Here is a 13685-nt window from a genome sequence, read left to right as displayed (position 1 = left end):
CTCAGCCGCTACCTAGAGCAGGCGACCCGCGAGGCGCAGACGACGTTCCCGCACCGCGACGACCACCGGCGTGAGCCAGGTGACGGCGGTCAGGGTCAGCAGACCGGCGGCCGTCCAGAACTGACCTGACCCGACATCGCCACGGGCGAGTACCGGCACCAGCCACCGCACCATGCCCGCGAGGTAGGGGACGACCCAGAAGACGACCATGGCCGCCACGGCGACAAGACCGCTGAGATGGACCCAGCCGAACCACGCTGCGACCGCCCGGTCGTGCTCGCCGATCCGGGCGAGCTCGTCGCTCTCGGGGGTGGTGAGACCGACGGTTCGCCTCTTGGTCGTCAGCCAGGTGGCGCGGTAGAGGTTGTGGCAACCGAGCAGGTTGGCGAGCAGCGCGTAGACGTCGCTGCGGAGGAAGACCATGGCCCACTGCTGTCCGATGCCGACGACCTTGATGAAGGCCACGGCGGCCGCGAACCGGCCGACCCCGGCGGGGAGCCCGCCACTCCCCGAGAGCGCGAGCCACTCCACGAGGAGGGCCATGGCGAGGATGACGGAGTCGACCGCCATACCGGCCAGGTAGATGCCGTGGCGTCGAGCCCGTGGCATGGTGACGACCTCGGTGAGGTCGGTCTCGAACACGAGGAACACACCACGTCGACTGACCCGGAACCGCCCGGACAGCCCCTCTGCCCGTCCCGCGAGCCAGTGCCACAGCTCGTGGACCCCCGCGAGCGCGATACCGACGAGCCCGACGACCAGTGACGACAGTGCCTTGTCGCGAAGGAACCACACGTCCGAGTACCCGGGCCGTAGGGCGGGCGTCGACAGGATCGCGAGGAGCGAGCCGAGGACAGCAACGGCGTAGACACACCACGCGACCCGGCCGAAGAAGACGCCGGCGACGCCGGGGGTGACCAGTGGCCGCGTCCGGGTCTCGTCGACCTCCGGATCGGTGAGCAGGCCCATCCCGGCGAGCGCCCGGACGAAGTCTTCACCGTCCACCTCCTCACCCGCGACCTCGGTGGCTGCGCGGGTGGCGCGCACGAGGTCACCGTGGTCCTGCAGCGACCGCACGAACGCGCCGCCGGCGGGAGGCACGGTGACATAGCGGCCGAGGTCAGGCCGGCCGAGGACGCAGCCGTCGTCCTCGTCCGCCACGACGAGCCGCCGCAGGCCGTGGCCCACGGCGAGCGGCTCGGAGGACGTGGTCTCCGTCGTCTCGTCCACAGAAGCCTCCTCTCGGGTGGTGGACCGGGACCTGACCTTCCGGCCCCGGCCCACCTGGTCGGACGTGACCGGGTCAGCTGTCCTCTTCGGGGACCCAGACGGTCAGGCGGGTGTTCTCCACCTCACGGATCTCGATCTTCATGGGGCACCTCCTCTCGGTCGTCGCGGCAGGGCGTCAGACGGCCACCGGCCGTCGCGACGTGCTGGAGGTCGTCCGGCGGTCGAGCGGGCCGAAGGCCCGGCAGACCGGGCAGTCGGTGTGCCGCTCCCAGCGCCGAACCGTGGTGGAACATCCGTCGACCAGGTCGATGGTGAGCAGGGAGCCGGAGTACTGCGGCTCCTGGAAGCCGGTGAGCAGGCGGATCACCTCGAACGCCGCGTACGAGCCCAGGAGCCCCGCGACCGCCCCGATCCCCCGGTTGACGCGGGGTTTGGCCTCGAAGATCCTGCGAGCGGTTCTCGTGTGCGCGTCGTCGCTCCCGGGCGAGAAGTCGGACTCGCCGTGGGTGGGGTCCGCCAGCTCGAGGCACATCCGGCACGCACTCACCCCCGGCACGACGGACCAGACTCCGGCCGCCGAGACGCCCATCCCCCCGCGGACGAACGGGACGCCACGCGGGACGCAGACCTCGTTCACCCACAGGTCGACCTCCCGCGGCGAGTCGATGCCCGACATGACGACGTCCGGAGCCGTCTCGTCGACGAGACGGGCGACGTCGGAGGGACCTCGTACGTCGAGCTCGTGGGTCGCCACGTCGAGGTCGGGGTCGAAGCGCTCGACCCACGCACCGGCCGCCTCCACCTTGGACCGCCCGAGATCGCGCCACGAGTAGAGGTACTGCCTGGCGAAGTTCCTGGCCTCGACGAGGTCACGGTCGGCGAGGGTCAGGCGGCCGACCCCCAGCCCCGCCAGGTGCGGGACGGTGTTGGAGTTGAGGCCGCCGGTCCCGAGCACGAGCACATGGGCGCCGCGCGCCGCGTCGAGGAGATCCTCGTGCGAGCGCGCCAGCGTCGCGAAGGTCTCGAAGAACGCGAGGTTCGAGTAGTGCCGCTCACCCAGATCGCCCCGGTACCGGCCGAGCCGTTCGCCGTCCTCGACCAGCCGGTGGCCGTCGAGGGTCGCCACGATGTCGGCGACGTCCGACGGCGGCACCGCAGGGCCCTCCTGCGAGAGCCGCGCGGCGAGCTCGTCGACCGTGAGTCCTCCGAGCCGCAGCAGCCCCAGGAGCATCTCCATCCGACCGTCGACATCGGTGACGACGAGTGGCGAGCGCCGGTCGAAGACGAGCGTGAGCTCGTCGTCCGTGCGTTCCCAGACGACGTCCTTCAACTGTGGTCGCACCCTCCCTGCTCCTCCCCGCCGGGCGGTGCCCCACGGCACCCCTGCAGAGATGCTGCCTCTGCATCCGACGGCCCACCAAGCAGACTGCAACAACCTGCATCCGGACTGCGGACGGCCCGCCCTGGGCAGTAGTCGTCTCCCGGATCGGCCCCTCGAGCAAGACCGCCTCGCGGTCGACGACCTTCATCTGGAACTCGGTGACGGCGAGCAGGTAGCGGCCGACCGGCTGGTCCACGATGATCTGCCGACACTCCTCGTCGAGCCGCTCGCCGTCGAAGACGCTCCCATCCGGCAGTCCTCGCGTCCCCGCATCACGACGTCCGGGCGGCTGAGCCCATGGGCCCGGAGGCCCTCCGGCGCCCGTCAGTGGACGAGGACCGGGGTGCCGATCTTCATCACGCCGCTGGACCAGAACATGTTCATCGCCGCGTTGCTCACCCGGGCACAGCCGTGCGAGGCCGGGTACGGCGGGATGTTCGGCGACCCGTGCACCGCCCAGCCGCGGTAGAAGTACTTCGGCCGCCACAGCTTGCCGAGCTCGCTGTCGTCCGGGCCGTCGACCTGCCGGACGACCTCGAAGCTGCCCTTGGGGGTGACGGCCCGCGCCGGCCGTCCGGCCGAGGAGGTATACGGCTCGCCGTTGCCGGTGGAGGTGTTGATGACGGTCGCCGCCTTGCCGCCGCGGACGACCATGATGATCTGACGGTCGATGTCGACCTCGACGCCGTTCCCCTCGAGCTTCGGGCTCGGCCGGGCGCCGGCGGCGAGGGCCTTGCGGGTCTTCGGGCCGACGACGCCGTCGCGGGACAGCCCGGCGGACTTCTGCAGCGCGAAGACGGCCTGCTGGGTCAAGGAGCCGAACTTACCGTCGACGTCGCCGAGCCAGTAGCCGAGCCCGCTGAGGCGCTCCTGGAGCTCGCGCACCTTCGGCCCGGAGTCGCCGTACCGCAGTGACGTCCGCTTCGGCGTCGGGCTGGGCGAGGGCTTCGGGCTCTCCGACGCGGTGGGGGTCGCGGTAGGGGTGGCGCTCGGGGTCTCGGACGGAGAGGGTGAGGACGACGGGCTCGGGCTCGCCGACGGCGAGCTCTCGGAAGGCCGCGGGGTCCCGGTGGGGGTGGCAGTGGGCGTCGGTGGCTCGGCGGCGGCGCTCGCCCCCGTCCACTGGTCGAGCTGGGCGCAGCCACCGAGGACGGTGGTCACGGCCAGGGCCGACGCGGCCACAGCGGCTGCGCGGTGTGTCGTCCTCATGGCACCTTCACTTCCGGTCGTCGAGCACGTCCGTGCTACCCAGAAGACGCCTTCATCACGCGCGGGGTTGCCCGACCCGCGCGCCCGTGACCCTTTCGTTACCCCGCCGTGCTCAGCCGCGGGCGCGGATGGCGTCGTGTGTCGCGAGCACGCGCTCGGCGACCTCGACGTGCAGGTTCTCGACCATCCGGCCGTGGTGGGTCACCACGCCGGACCCGGCCCCGGCCTCCCAGGCGGCGAGGAGCCCCCGGGCGTCCTCGACCTCCTCCTCGGACGGCGCGAAGGTGGCGTTGCACGGGTCGACCTGGCCCGGGTGGACGAGCGTCTTGCCGTCGAAGCCGAGGTCGCGGCCCTGGCGGCACTCCTCGACGAAGCCGCCCGCGTCCTTGACGTCGTTGTAGACACCGTCGAGCACGGCGACACCCGCGGCCCTGGCGGCGAGGACGACCGTCGAGAGGGCCGTGAGGAGCGGGGCACGGCCGGGCACGAACCGCGCGCCGAGCTCCTTGACGAGGTCGTTGGTGCCGAGGACTAGGACGGCGAGCCGCTCGTCGGCCACCGCGAGGTCGCGGGCGCCGACGACCGCGCCGGGGGTCTCGACCATGGCCCAGAGTCGGGTGTGGCCCGGTGCTCCGTGACGCTCCATCGCCGCGACGAGACCGCGGACCTCCTCGGCCGAGCCGACCTTGGGGACGACGACGCCGTCCGGGCCGGCGGCGCACGCGGCCGCGAGGTCGGCGTCGTGCCAATGCGTACCGAGACCGTTGACCCGGATCGTCACCTCACGGTGCCCGTACTCGCCGGAGGCAGCAGCGGCGCAGGCGTTCTCGCGGGCGGTCTCCTTCGCGTCGGGGGCGACGGCGTCCTCGAGGTCGAGGATGAGTCCGTCGACGGGCAGGGCCTTGGCCTTCTCGAGGGCCCGCTCGTTGCTGCTCGGCATGTAGAGGACCGAGCGGCGCGGGCGGTACGTGTCGGTCATGCCGGGCCACCTTCGGCGTAGAGCTCGGCGAGCTCGGGGTCGGTGGCGGCCAGCCGCTCGGCGAGCTCGAGGATGACGAGGCACTGCTTGAGGCTCGCGTCGTCCTCCATCCTCCCGTCGAGCATGACCGCCCCGGTGCCGTCGCCCATGGCCGCCTCGACCCGGCGGGCATGCGCCACGTCCTCGGCGCTCGGGCTGAAGACCTGCTTCGCGATGGCGATCTGCGCCGGGTGCAGCGTCCAGGCGCCGACACAGCCGAGCAGGAAGGCGTTGCGGAACTGGTCCTCGCACGCGACGACGTCCTTGATGTCCCCGAACGGGCCGTAGTACGGGAAGATGCCATGCATCGCGCAGGCGTCGACCATCCGGGCGATCGTGTAGTGCCAGAGGTCCTGCTGGTACGTGGTCCGCTCCCCCGCGACGTCCCCGTCGACGGGGTCCTGGCGCACGAGGTAGCCGGGGTGGCCCCCGCCGACGCGTGTGGTCTTCATCCGCCGGTCCGCGGCGAGGTCGGCAGGCCCCAGGCTGACTCCCTGCATCCGCGGGCTCGCGCCGGCGATCTCCTCGACGTTCGCGACGCCACGAGCGGTCTCGAGGATGGCGTGCACGAGCACCGGGCGGGTCAGCCCGGCCCTGGCCTCGAGCTGCGCGAGCAGCCGGTCGACGTAGTGGATGTCCTCGGGGCCCTGCACCTTGGGCACCATGACGACGTCGAGCCGGTCGCCGACCTCGGTGACCAGGGTCACGAGGTCGTCGAGCGCCCACGGGCTGTCGAGCGCGTTGACCCGCGTCCACAGCTGGGTGTGCTCGCCGAAGTCGGTGGCGCGGGCGATGTCGACGAGACCCTGCCGCGCGGCCTCCTTGTTCTCGGCCTTGACGGCGTCCTCGAGGTTGCCGAGGAGGACGTCGACGCTGCCGACCATGTCCGGCACCTTGGCCGCCATCTTCGGGTTGCTCGGGTCGAAGAAGTGGATCATCCGCGCCGGCCGCGCGGGTACTTCCCGCAGCGGGGCCGGCGCGCCCACGGCGAGGGGAGCGAAGAAGTCCTTGGCGCTGCGCATCGAGGGTCCCTTCGGGGGCGTGGACGGGTCCGCTCGGACGCTAGCAGCGGGCCGGGCCGCGCTCGCATGAGGCACGTCACGGTGTGACGGACGCCGCGGTGGCCGGAGAGCGCGTGACCGGCGCGGACCGGGCGTGGGGCGACGGATGAAGCCCGGGCTCCACAGGTGGGGGCGTATGGGATCCGGGCTTCACCGGTCGACTCACGGGTGAGCTCACGGATGGGCTCATGGACGGGCTGCGCGGGGCGGAGGTTCGTGGTCTGCGTCGTGGGGTCCGGTCCCGGCTGTGCGAGAGTGCTCCTCATGAGCGGGACGGACGGCGACTCGGCCTCGGCGGCTCCGGGCCGGCCGGCGGACGCGGCCGGCGCGGCACCCCCCGCACCCCCCGCGCGGCATCTCGTCGACGTCACGCGGGTGACGCACGAGGCCGCGTCGAAGTCGGGGATGCTCTGGGTGCGCATCCCCGAGGGAACCACCCATCCCGTCTGGCACGTCTGGCACGACACCGAGGACGAGGGCGGCGCCGGCCCGGCGGCGTACGTCGTCTCCGGCCCGGGCGAGCAGAGCCTGCCCCGGCTGCCCGACGAGGTCGAGGTCGTCCTGCGCAGCAAGGACTCCGGTGGCCGGCTGCTCATCCTCCGCGCGACGGTCCGGGAGGTCGAGCCCGCCTCGCCGGAGTGGGACACCGCGGTGGCCGTGCTCCGCCCGGCCCGGCTCAACGCCTCGGGGACCGCGGACGAGCTCGCGGAACGGTGGCGGCACTCCGCGACCATCCACGTCCTCACCCCGCAGGGTCCGCCCGTCGAGTCCCCCGGCCGCTACGACGACGACTCCGGCGCGGCGCCGGTCCGCCCCGCGGCCGGCACGACGGCACGGTGGAGACCGTGGCACTGGCGCGGACGCTCCGGGGCGCGCCGCAACGTGCGGGCTGCGCAACACGGCCCCTGACGCGGCCGGGTGAGCACCGCCGACGGCTAGCCTGTCGGACGTGAGCACGCCGACCCGCGCCTTCGTCGGCCGTCTGTCCGAGCTGGACGTCTTCGACCCGCTCGGTGACAAGGTCGGCCGGGTCCGCGACGTCGTCGTCACCTTCAGTGTCGCCCGTACCCGCCCGCGCGCCATCGGGCTCGTCGTCGAGGTCCCGGGCCGGCGCCGCGTGTTCGTCCCGATGACCCGGGTCACCTCGGTCGAGGGGGGCCAGGTCATCACGACCGGTCTGGTCAACATGCGTCGCTTCGAGCAGCGGCCGAACGAGACCCTCGTCGTCGCCGAGCTCTTCGAGCGCCAGGTGCAGGTGCGCACCGACGGCGGCGACGTCGTGCCCGCCACCGTCCAGGACGTCGGCATCGAGCAGCTGGGCCCGCGCGGATGGAACGTCACCCGCGCGGCGGTCCGGCTCCAGGCATCCCGGCCGAGCCGGCTCGGACGCCTCGGCCGGCGCCGCGGCGAGACCTTCGTCGCGCCCATCGAGGACGTCCGCGGACTGCGGGACGCGAGCGAGAACCAGGGCGCCGCCAAGCTCCTCGAGACCTACGGCGACCTCAAGCCGGCCGACCTCGCCGAGGTCATCCACGACCTCAGCGCCCAGCGCCGGGCGGAGGTCGCCGCGGCACTCACCGACGAGCGGCTCGCCGACGTCATCGAGGAGCTCCCCGAGGACGACCAGGTCGAGATCCTCGTCGGGCTCGAGGTCAGGCGCGCCGCCGACGTCCTCGAGGCCATGGAGCCCGACGACGCCGCCGACCTCCTCGCCGAGCTGCCGGTCGAGCGCCAGGAGGAGCTGCTCCAGACGATGCAGCCCGACGACGCCGCAGACCTCCGCCGCCTCCTCACCTACGACGAGAACACCGCCGGCGGTCTCATGACGACCGAACCGGTCATCCTCGGCCCCGAGGCCTCGATCGCCGAGGCCCTCGCCGTCGTCCGTCGCAAGGAGCTCTCCACGGCGCTCGCCTGCACCGTCTTCGTGTGCCGCCCGCCGCTCGAGACCCCCACGGGCAAGTTCCTCGGCGTCGTCCACCTCCAGCGGCTGCTCCGGGAACCGCCGCACAACCCGGTCGGCGGGATCATCGACAAGGACGTCGAGCCGCTCCCCCCGGCCGCGAGCCTCGGTGCGGTGACCCGCACACTCGCCACGTACGACCTCGTCGGACTGCCGGTCGTCGACGACGACGGCCACCTGCTCGGCGCGGTCACGGTCGACGACGTCCTCGACCACATCCTCCCGGAGGACTGGCGCGAGGAGCGGCACGACGTCGTCGCCCCTGCGGAGGTGAGCGGTGGCTGAGCGCGAGCGGCGGACCCGGATCGACGTCCCCGTCGAGGCGCGGCGTCGACGCCTGACGATGCCCGTGTCGTTCTCGGAGGAGGCGTTCGGCGTCCTCTCCGAGAAGTTCGCCCGGTTCATGGGCACGGCGTACTTCCTCATCGGGATGACGGTGTTCGTCGCGGCCTGGCTGCTCTGGAACAGCCTCGCCCCGGCCGACGTCCGCTTCGACCCGTACGCCTTCATCTTCCTCACGCTCATGCTGAGCCTCCAGGCCTCGTACGCGGCCCCGCTCATCCTCCTCGCCCAGAACCGGCAGGCCGACCGCGACCGCGTCGCCCTCGAGCAGGACCGCTCCCGCGACGAGCGCAACCTCGCCGACACCGAGTTCCTCACCCGCGAGGTCGCGGCGCTGCGCCTCGCGATGCGCGACACCGCCACCCGCGACTTCGTCCGCAGCGAGCTGCGCGACCTCCTCGACGAGATGGAGGAGCGCGGGCTCGTCGTGACCAGGCAGGAGACGCCCGCCGGGGCCGAGGACGGCGAGCAGGCCGCGGCGACCTAGACTCGAGGCCATGCCGCAGGTCAGCCCCGACGCCCTCCACGCCGCCCTCGAGACGGTCATCGACCCCGAGATCCGGCGGCCGGTCACCGAGCTCGGCATGGTCGGGGACCTCACCTGCGACGCCGACGGACGGGTCGCCGTGACGATCCTCCTCACCGTCGCCGCGTGCCCGCTCAAGGACACCCTGACCGCCGACACGACCACGGCGCTCTCGGGCGTCGAGGGCGTGACCCACGTCGACGTCACCCTCGGCGTGATGACCGACGAGCAGCGCGCCGAGCTCAAGACGAAGCTGCGTGGCGGCACGGCCGAGCGCGAGGTGCCGTTCGCCCAGCCCGGCTCGCTGACCCGCGTCTATGCCGTCGCGTCCGGCAAGGGTGGGGTCGGCAAGTCCTCGGTCACGGCGAACCTCGCGGCGGCGATGGCCGAGCAGGGCCTCACAGTCGGTGTCGTCGACGCCGACATCTACGGCTTCTCCATCCCCCGGATGCTCGGGGTCGAACGCCGCCCGACGCAGGTCGACGACATGATCATGCCGCCGGACGCGCACGGCGTGAAGGTCATCTCGATCGGGATGTTCGTCCCCGGCAACCAGCCCGTCGTGTGGCGCGGGCCGATGCTGCACCGCGCACTCCAGCAGTTCCTCGCCGACGTGTTCTGGGGCGACCTCGACGTCCTCCTCCTCGACCTCCCGCCCGGCACGGGCGACATCGCCATCTCGGTCGCCCAGCTCGTCCCCGGCGCCGAGATCCTCGTCGTCACGACCCCGCAGCAGGCCGCCGCCGAGGTCGCCGAGCGCGCCGGCTCGATCGCCCTGCAGACGCACCAGCGGATCGCGGGCGTCGTCGAGAACATGTCGTGGCTCGAGCTGCCGGACGGCACCCGCGAGGAGATCTTCGGCAGCGGCGGTGGCCGCGAGGTGGCCGAGTCGCTCTCCCGGGCGGTCGGCGCCGACGTGCCGCTGCTGGGTCAGGTCCCGCTCGACACGCGGCTGCGGGTCGGGGCCGACCAGGGTATGCCCGTGGTCCTCGGCGAGCCGGACTCCCCCGCCGCCGTCGCCCTGCGCGCGGTGGCCTCGGACCTCGCCTCGCGCGCCCGGGGTCTCGCCGGCCGCTCGCTCGGGCTCTCCCCCGTCGGCCGCTGAGGTCGCCGGCGTCAGGTGGCGTCGGTGTCGAACGGGGTGGGACGACTCGGGTCCCAGGCGCGGGGCCGGCCCCACTCCTCCCGGTCCATGACGAGCTCGTCGTCGTCCATCAGGTCGTCCTCGTACTCCGGCGGGTCCTCGTCGTCCCCGGGGACCTCCCCCGTCCCCGCCCCGGCCGCGGCGGCCCCGCCCGTCTCGGCACCGTCCCGGAACCGGGCGGCGTCGCGCACCGAGCCGATCTCGTCACGGACCGGCGCCACGGCGTCGTCGAGCGGGTCGAGCAGGGCCTCGCGCACGATCCGGCGCGGGTCGTACTGCCGCGGGTCGTACTGCCGCCAGTTGATGTCCTCGTACTCCGGCCCGAGCTGGTCGCGCAGCTGGTCCTTCGCACCCTCGGCCATGACCCGCAGCCGCCGGATGCCGTGCGCCAGCTTGGCCGCGTACTCCGGCAGCCTGTCCGGACCCAGCACGAAGACGGCGATGAGCGCGAGAAGGATGAACTCCCAGCCGTTGACGCCGGCCACGACCTCACACCCCTTCCGCCGTCGGCCGCCCGGTCACTCCGAGCCCTGCAGGACCATCCTGACATCCCGGTCCGCGCCGTCGCGCCGCACGGTGAGGGTCACGGTGTCACCCACCCGCCGGGCCCGGATCTTCACGACGAGCTCGCCGCCCTCGGTGACCGGCTGTCCCTCGAACTTCACGATGACGTCGCCGGCCTCCAGCCCGGCCTCGTCGGCGGGGCCCTTCGGGTTGACGGCCGGTGCGCCGTCCGGCCCGGAGTCCGCGATCCGCACCCCCTCGCCCTGGTACGAGCTGTCGAGGTAGACCCCGATGATCGGGTGTTTCGCGGAGCCGGTCTCGATGAGCTGCTCGACGGTGGTGGACACCTGGTCGCTCGGGATGGCGAAGCCCACCCCGATGTTGCCGCTCTGTCCACCGATGGAGCTGCCGGGGACCCGGGCGATGGCCGAGTTCACGCCGATGACGTTGCCGGCCATGTCGAGCAGCGGCCCACCCGAGTTGCCCGGGTTGATCGCGGCGTCGGTCTGGATGGCGTTGATGAAGGACTGGTCGTCGTCGCCACCGGGTGTGACCGGCCGGTCCAGGGCGCTGACGATGCCGGTGGTGACCGTGGAGTCCAGCCCGAGGGGCGCCCCGACGGCGATGACCTCGTCGCCGACGACGACGTCGGCGGAGCGTCCGAGCGGCAGCGGAGCGAGATCCGCCCCGGTGACCTCGACCACGGCGAGGTCGTAGGAGGCGTCCCGACCGACGACCTTCCCCTCGACCTGCTCGCCGTTCGCAAGGACGACGACGATGTTCCCCCGGTCCCCCGCGGAGGCGACGACGTGGTTGTTCGTCACGACGTGACCACCGTCGTCGTAGACCCACCCGGACCCCGTGGACCCGCCGTCGGCGCCCTCGACGCGGAGCGTGACGACGCTCGGCAGCGCGGTGGCGGCGATGTTGGCGATCGAGCCCTGTGGACGGGACGTGGCCCCCGCCCCGGGGGTCGGGGCGGGGGCCCGCGACCCGGAGGCCGACGACTCGGTGTCGCCACGTTCGACGAGTGCGCCGCCGAAGAGGCCACCGACGGTCCCCGCGAGCAGGGCGCTGGCGACCGTCGCCCCGACGAGTGCGCCCCAACCGGGCCCGCGCCGACGCGGCGGCGGGGCGGACTGCGGAAGCGGCTCGGTGGGCAGGAGCGGCGGCTGCGCCGACCACGACCCGCTGATCGGCTCGTAGGGCGCCGTGGGGGTGCTCGGCTGCGAGACGGGGTACTGCGCGGCCCACGACGGCTCGGCCGGCTGTGGAGCGGAGAGCTGCCGGCCCTCGGCCGGGCTCTCACCCCGGTCCCACGGCTGCCACTCCTCGGCCCCGGGCTCCCGTTCCGTCATGGACCCGATTCTGCCTGGCGGCCGGACTGGACGGGCCGCGGGGTGGCGGACCGGCCGAACCCGACGGTCGTGATGACCGGGCCGGTGGGGCGCGGCGACGTCGACCCCACGGGCGCCACCGCGGGTGAGGTGGGCCCGGTGACCACGGCCTGGCGCGCGACGCCCGGGCCGCCCATGACGGTGAGGCTCCAGGCCGCGGCGGCCGACGCCCCCGCGGCAGCCGCCGCCACGACCGTCGCGCGCAACGCGCTGCGGTGGCAGGCCGGTGCGGTCGGGGCCAGCAGGGCCAGCGGCTCGCGCGCCGAGGCCCGCGACACCGCGGGGACGTGGTCGAGCTCGCGACCCAGGGCGAGCAGGGTCAGCCGGAGGTCGCCCGGCATCGACGGGCCGCCGGCGAGCGCCTCACGCAGCCGCCGCTCCTCGGCGACGGCGTGACCGCACACCCGGCACGCGACGAGGTGCAGGTCCCACGCGCGGGTCCGGAGGTCGTCCAGCCGACCGGCGGCGTACTCCGAGAGCTCGTCGTCCAGGCAGTCCACGGTGCGTCGCTGCGTCATACGGTTCCCGCAGCGGGACGGCGGACGACGGGCCCACGGCGGACCTTCGCCGTCGTCGCGGGACGCGGCTGCGGGGCCCGGTGGGCCAGGGCCTCGCGCAGCTGGGCCCGCCCGCGGTGGATGCGGGAGCGCACGGTGCCGAGCTTCACCCCGAGCGTCGCGGCGACCTCCTCGTAGGACAGCCCCTCGATGTCGCACAGGACGACGGCCGCACGGAAGTCCGGCGAGAGGGCGTCGAGGGCGCGCTGCACGTCGTCGTCGAGGTGGGTGTCGGCGTAGGTCTGCTCCGGCCCGCGGTCCCGGCTGGGCAGCCGGGCGGCGGACTCGTCGGAGAGGGCGTCGAACCGGATCCGCTGCTTGCGGCGCATCTTGTCGAGGAACACGTTGGTCGTGATCCGGTGCAGCCAGCCCTCGAAGGTGCCGGGCTGGTAGGTGTGGAGGGACCGGAAGACACGGACGAAGACGTCCTGGGTGAGGTCCTCGGCGTCGTGGACGTTGCCGGTGAGCCGGTACGCGAGGCGGTAGACCCGCGCCGAGTGCTGCTCGACGACCTCCTCCCAGGTCGGCGGCGCCCAGGCGGCACCGGCCCCGGCCCCGGCGGTGTCCTGTGTCGTCATCGGCTCGTCCCTCGCCATGCTGGTCATGTCACCCATCGATACGCGTCGGAGCCGTGAATTGTTCCCGGAGAACCTGGGTGTCCGCTGGGAGCCACGTGGCGCTGCTCACCCCCTCCGGAGCCGTAGGGTTGGCGCATGAGCGGGATGAAGCCGGCCAGCTGGTCGTACGCCGAGGAGTTCGTGCCCGAGCCGGAGGTCATCGAGGCCGCTCGTCGCCGCGGAGCCGAGCTCGGTGCCGCGGCACCGGTGGGCACCGGGGCGGGTGCCGTGCTGCGGCTCCTCGCGGCCGCCGTCCGGGCCAGGCACGTCCTCGAGGTCGGCACGGGCGCCGGGACCTCGGGCCTGTGGCTGCTGGCGGGGATGCCGGAGGACGGCGTGCTCACGACGATCGACGTCTCGGCCGAGCACCAGCGGCTCGCCCGCCAGGCGTACCTCGAGGCCGGCTACCCCCACCAGCGGACCCGGGTCATCACCGGCGCGGCCGCGGAGGTCCTGCCCCGGATGGCCGACGGCGGCTACGACATGGTGCACGTCGACGCCGACAAGGAGACCTACCCCACGTACGTCGACCACGCGGTCCGGCTGCTCAAGCCCGGGGGCGTCCTCGTCGTCGACAACATGCTGTGGCACGACCAGGTGGCTGACCCGGCCTCCCGGGACACCACGACGACCACGCTGCGCGACCTCGGGAAGTCGCTGCGCGACCACGAGGACCTCGTGCCGACCCTGCTGCCGGTGAGCGACGGGGTGCTCGTCGCCGTCCGCCGCTGACCGG

General features: G+C 73.2%; 14 protein-coding genes. 5 read left to right on the top strand and 9 right to left on the bottom strand.

Features of this window, described 5'->3' with window-relative positions; translation table 11 throughout:
- Positions 1 to 12: 12 nt before the first annotated feature.
- The 5 genes from JQN72_RS12910 to JQN72_RS12890 form a co-directional block, all read right to left on the bottom strand.
- Positions 13 to 1230: a hypothetical protein gene (locus JQN72_RS12910; RefSeq protein WP_204135532.1), complete on the bottom strand. Its 1218-nt coding sequence runs from the start codon at positions 1228 to 1230 to the stop codon at positions 13 to 15.
- A gap of 175 nt (positions 1231 to 1405) precedes the next feature.
- Positions 1406 to 2572 carry a ThiF family adenylyltransferase gene (locus JQN72_RS12905; RefSeq protein ID WP_307812658.1) on the bottom strand — a complete coding sequence of 389 codons (1167 nt, stop codon included), beginning with the start codon at positions 2570 to 2572 and terminating at the stop codon, positions 1406 to 1408.
- Between the two features lie 363 nt (positions 2573 to 2935).
- The gene (locus tag JQN72_RS12900) at positions 2936 to 3820 is read right to left on the bottom strand and encodes a L,D-transpeptidase family protein (RefSeq protein ID WP_204135530.1); all 885 of its coding nucleotides are present in this window, start codon (positions 3818 to 3820) and stop codon (positions 2936 to 2938) included.
- Between the two features lie 112 nt (positions 3821 to 3932).
- Positions 3933 to 4799 carry a CoA ester lyase gene (locus tag JQN72_RS12895; RefSeq protein WP_204135529.1) on the bottom strand — a complete coding sequence of 289 codons (867 nt, stop codon included), beginning with the start codon at positions 4797 to 4799 and terminating at the stop codon, positions 3933 to 3935.
- Positions 4796 to 5860: a CoA ester lyase gene (locus JQN72_RS12890; RefSeq protein ID WP_204135528.1), complete on the bottom strand. Its 1065-nt coding sequence runs from the start codon at positions 5858 to 5860 to the stop codon at positions 4796 to 4798. Before JQN72_RS12890 ends, JQN72_RS12895 begins: the two co-directional genes overlap by 4 nt.
- A 303-nt stretch (positions 5861 to 6163) precedes the next feature.
- Here JQN72_RS12890 and JQN72_RS12885 point away from each other — a divergent pair, with 303 nt between their 5' ends.
- From JQN72_RS12885 to JQN72_RS12870, 4 genes are read left to right on the top strand one after another with little or no spacing between them, the layout of a single operon-like run.
- The gene (locus tag JQN72_RS12885) at positions 6164 to 6808 is read left to right on the top strand and encodes a hypothetical protein (RefSeq protein WP_239100598.1); all 645 of its coding nucleotides are present in this window, start codon (positions 6164 to 6166) and stop codon (positions 6806 to 6808) included.
- Between the two features lie 40 nt (positions 6809 to 6848).
- Positions 6849 to 8147: a magnesium transporter MgtE N-terminal domain-containing protein gene (locus JQN72_RS12880; protein WP_204135527.1), complete on the top strand. Its 1299-nt coding sequence runs from the start codon at positions 6849 to 6851 to the stop codon at positions 8145 to 8147.
- On the top strand, positions 8140 to 8691 hold the full coding sequence (locus JQN72_RS12875; protein WP_307812657.1) for a DUF1003 domain-containing protein: 552 nt from the start codon (positions 8140 to 8142) through the stop codon (positions 8689 to 8691). Before JQN72_RS12880 ends, JQN72_RS12875 begins: the two co-directional genes overlap by 8 nt.
- Before the next feature lie 10 nt (positions 8692 to 8701).
- Positions 8702 to 9835, top strand: coding sequence for an Mrp/NBP35 family ATP-binding protein (locus JQN72_RS12870; protein ID WP_204135526.1), 1134 nt, complete (start codon positions 8702 to 8704; stop codon positions 9833 to 9835).
- An 11-nt stretch (positions 9836 to 9846) separates the two neighbouring features.
- On the opposite strand, the gene JQN72_RS12865 is transcribed toward JQN72_RS12870, so the two are convergent.
- The 4 genes from JQN72_RS12865 to sigE are packed head-to-tail and all read right to left on the bottom strand — an operon-like array spanning position 9847 to position 12910.
- Positions 9847 to 10359 (bottom strand): twin-arginine translocase TatA/TatE family subunit, encoded by a 513-nt coding sequence (locus tag JQN72_RS12865; protein WP_204135525.1) that lies wholly within the window; start codon positions 10357 to 10359, stop codon positions 9847 to 9849.
- A gap of 33 nt (positions 10360 to 10392) precedes the next feature.
- The gene (locus tag JQN72_RS12860; RefSeq protein ID WP_204135524.1) at positions 10393 to 11736 is read right to left on the bottom strand and encodes a S1C family serine protease; all 1344 of its coding nucleotides are present in this window, start codon (positions 11734 to 11736) and stop codon (positions 10393 to 10395) included.
- A complete protein-coding gene (locus JQN72_RS12855; RefSeq protein ID WP_204135523.1) occupies positions 11733 to 12293 on the bottom strand; it encodes a hypothetical protein in 561 nt (186 codons plus the stop codon). Before JQN72_RS12855 ends, JQN72_RS12860 begins: the two co-directional genes overlap by 4 nt.
- Positions 12290 to 12910, bottom strand: a complete 621-nt coding sequence (gene sigE / locus JQN72_RS12850) for an RNA polymerase sigma factor SigE (protein WP_204135522.1) — start codon at positions 12908 to 12910, stop codon at positions 12290 to 12292. Before sigE ends, JQN72_RS12855 begins: the two co-directional genes overlap by 4 nt.
- A gap of 135 nt (positions 12911 to 13045) precedes the next feature.
- Between sigE and JQN72_RS12845 the strand changes: the two genes are divergently transcribed.
- Positions 13046 to 13681 carry an O-methyltransferase gene (locus tag JQN72_RS12845; protein ID WP_204135521.1) on the top strand — a complete coding sequence of 212 codons (636 nt, stop codon included), beginning with the start codon at positions 13046 to 13048 and terminating at the stop codon, positions 13679 to 13681.
- Positions 13682 to 13685 lie beyond the last annotated feature (4 nt).

This window comes from Phycicoccus sp. CSK15P-2 (assembly GCF_016888005.1).
In the GTDB taxonomy this organism is placed as follows: domain Bacteria; phylum Actinomycetota; class Actinomycetes; order Actinomycetales; family Dermatophilaceae; genus Phycicoccus.
The sequence above is the reverse complement of the archived record's forward strand: the minus strand, read 5'-3'. Positions and strand labels throughout refer to the sequence as shown.

What these genes read in the sequence shown, in the direction of transcription:
- JQN72_RS12845 (WP_204135521.1), top strand. Translation starts at nt 13,046, where the DNA reads ATGAGCGGGATGAAGCCGGCCAGCTGGTCGTACGCCGAGGAGTTCGTG.
- JQN72_RS12860 (WP_204135524.1), bottom strand. Translation starts at nt 11,736, where the DNA reads ATGACGGAACGGGAGCCCGGGGCCGAGGAGTGGCAGCCGTGGGACCGG.
- JQN72_RS12885 (WP_239100598.1), top strand. Translation starts at nt 6,164, where the DNA reads ATGAGCGGGACGGACGGCGACTCGGCCTCGGCGGCTCCGGGCCGGCCG.
- JQN72_RS12855 (WP_204135523.1), bottom strand. Translation starts at nt 12,293, where the DNA reads ATGACGCAGCGACGCACCGTGGACTGCCTGGACGACGAGCTCTCGGAG.
- JQN72_RS12900 (WP_204135530.1), bottom strand. Translation starts at nt 3,820, where the DNA reads ATGAGGACGACACACCGCGCAGCCGCTGTGGCCGCGTCGGCCCTGGCC.
- sigE (WP_204135522.1), bottom strand. Translation starts at nt 12,910, where the DNA reads ATGACGACACAGGACACCGCCGGGGCCGGGGCCGGTGCCGCCTGGGCG.
- JQN72_RS12870 (WP_204135526.1), top strand. Translation starts at nt 8,702, where the DNA reads ATGCCGCAGGTCAGCCCCGACGCCCTCCACGCCGCCCTCGAGACGGTC.
- JQN72_RS12895 (WP_204135529.1), bottom strand. Translation starts at nt 4,799, where the DNA reads ATGACCGACACGTACCGCCCGCGCCGCTCGGTCCTCTACATGCCGAGC.
- JQN72_RS12890 (WP_204135528.1), bottom strand. Translation starts at nt 5,860, where the DNA reads ATGCGCAGCGCCAAGGACTTCTTCGCTCCCCTCGCCGTGGGCGCGCCG.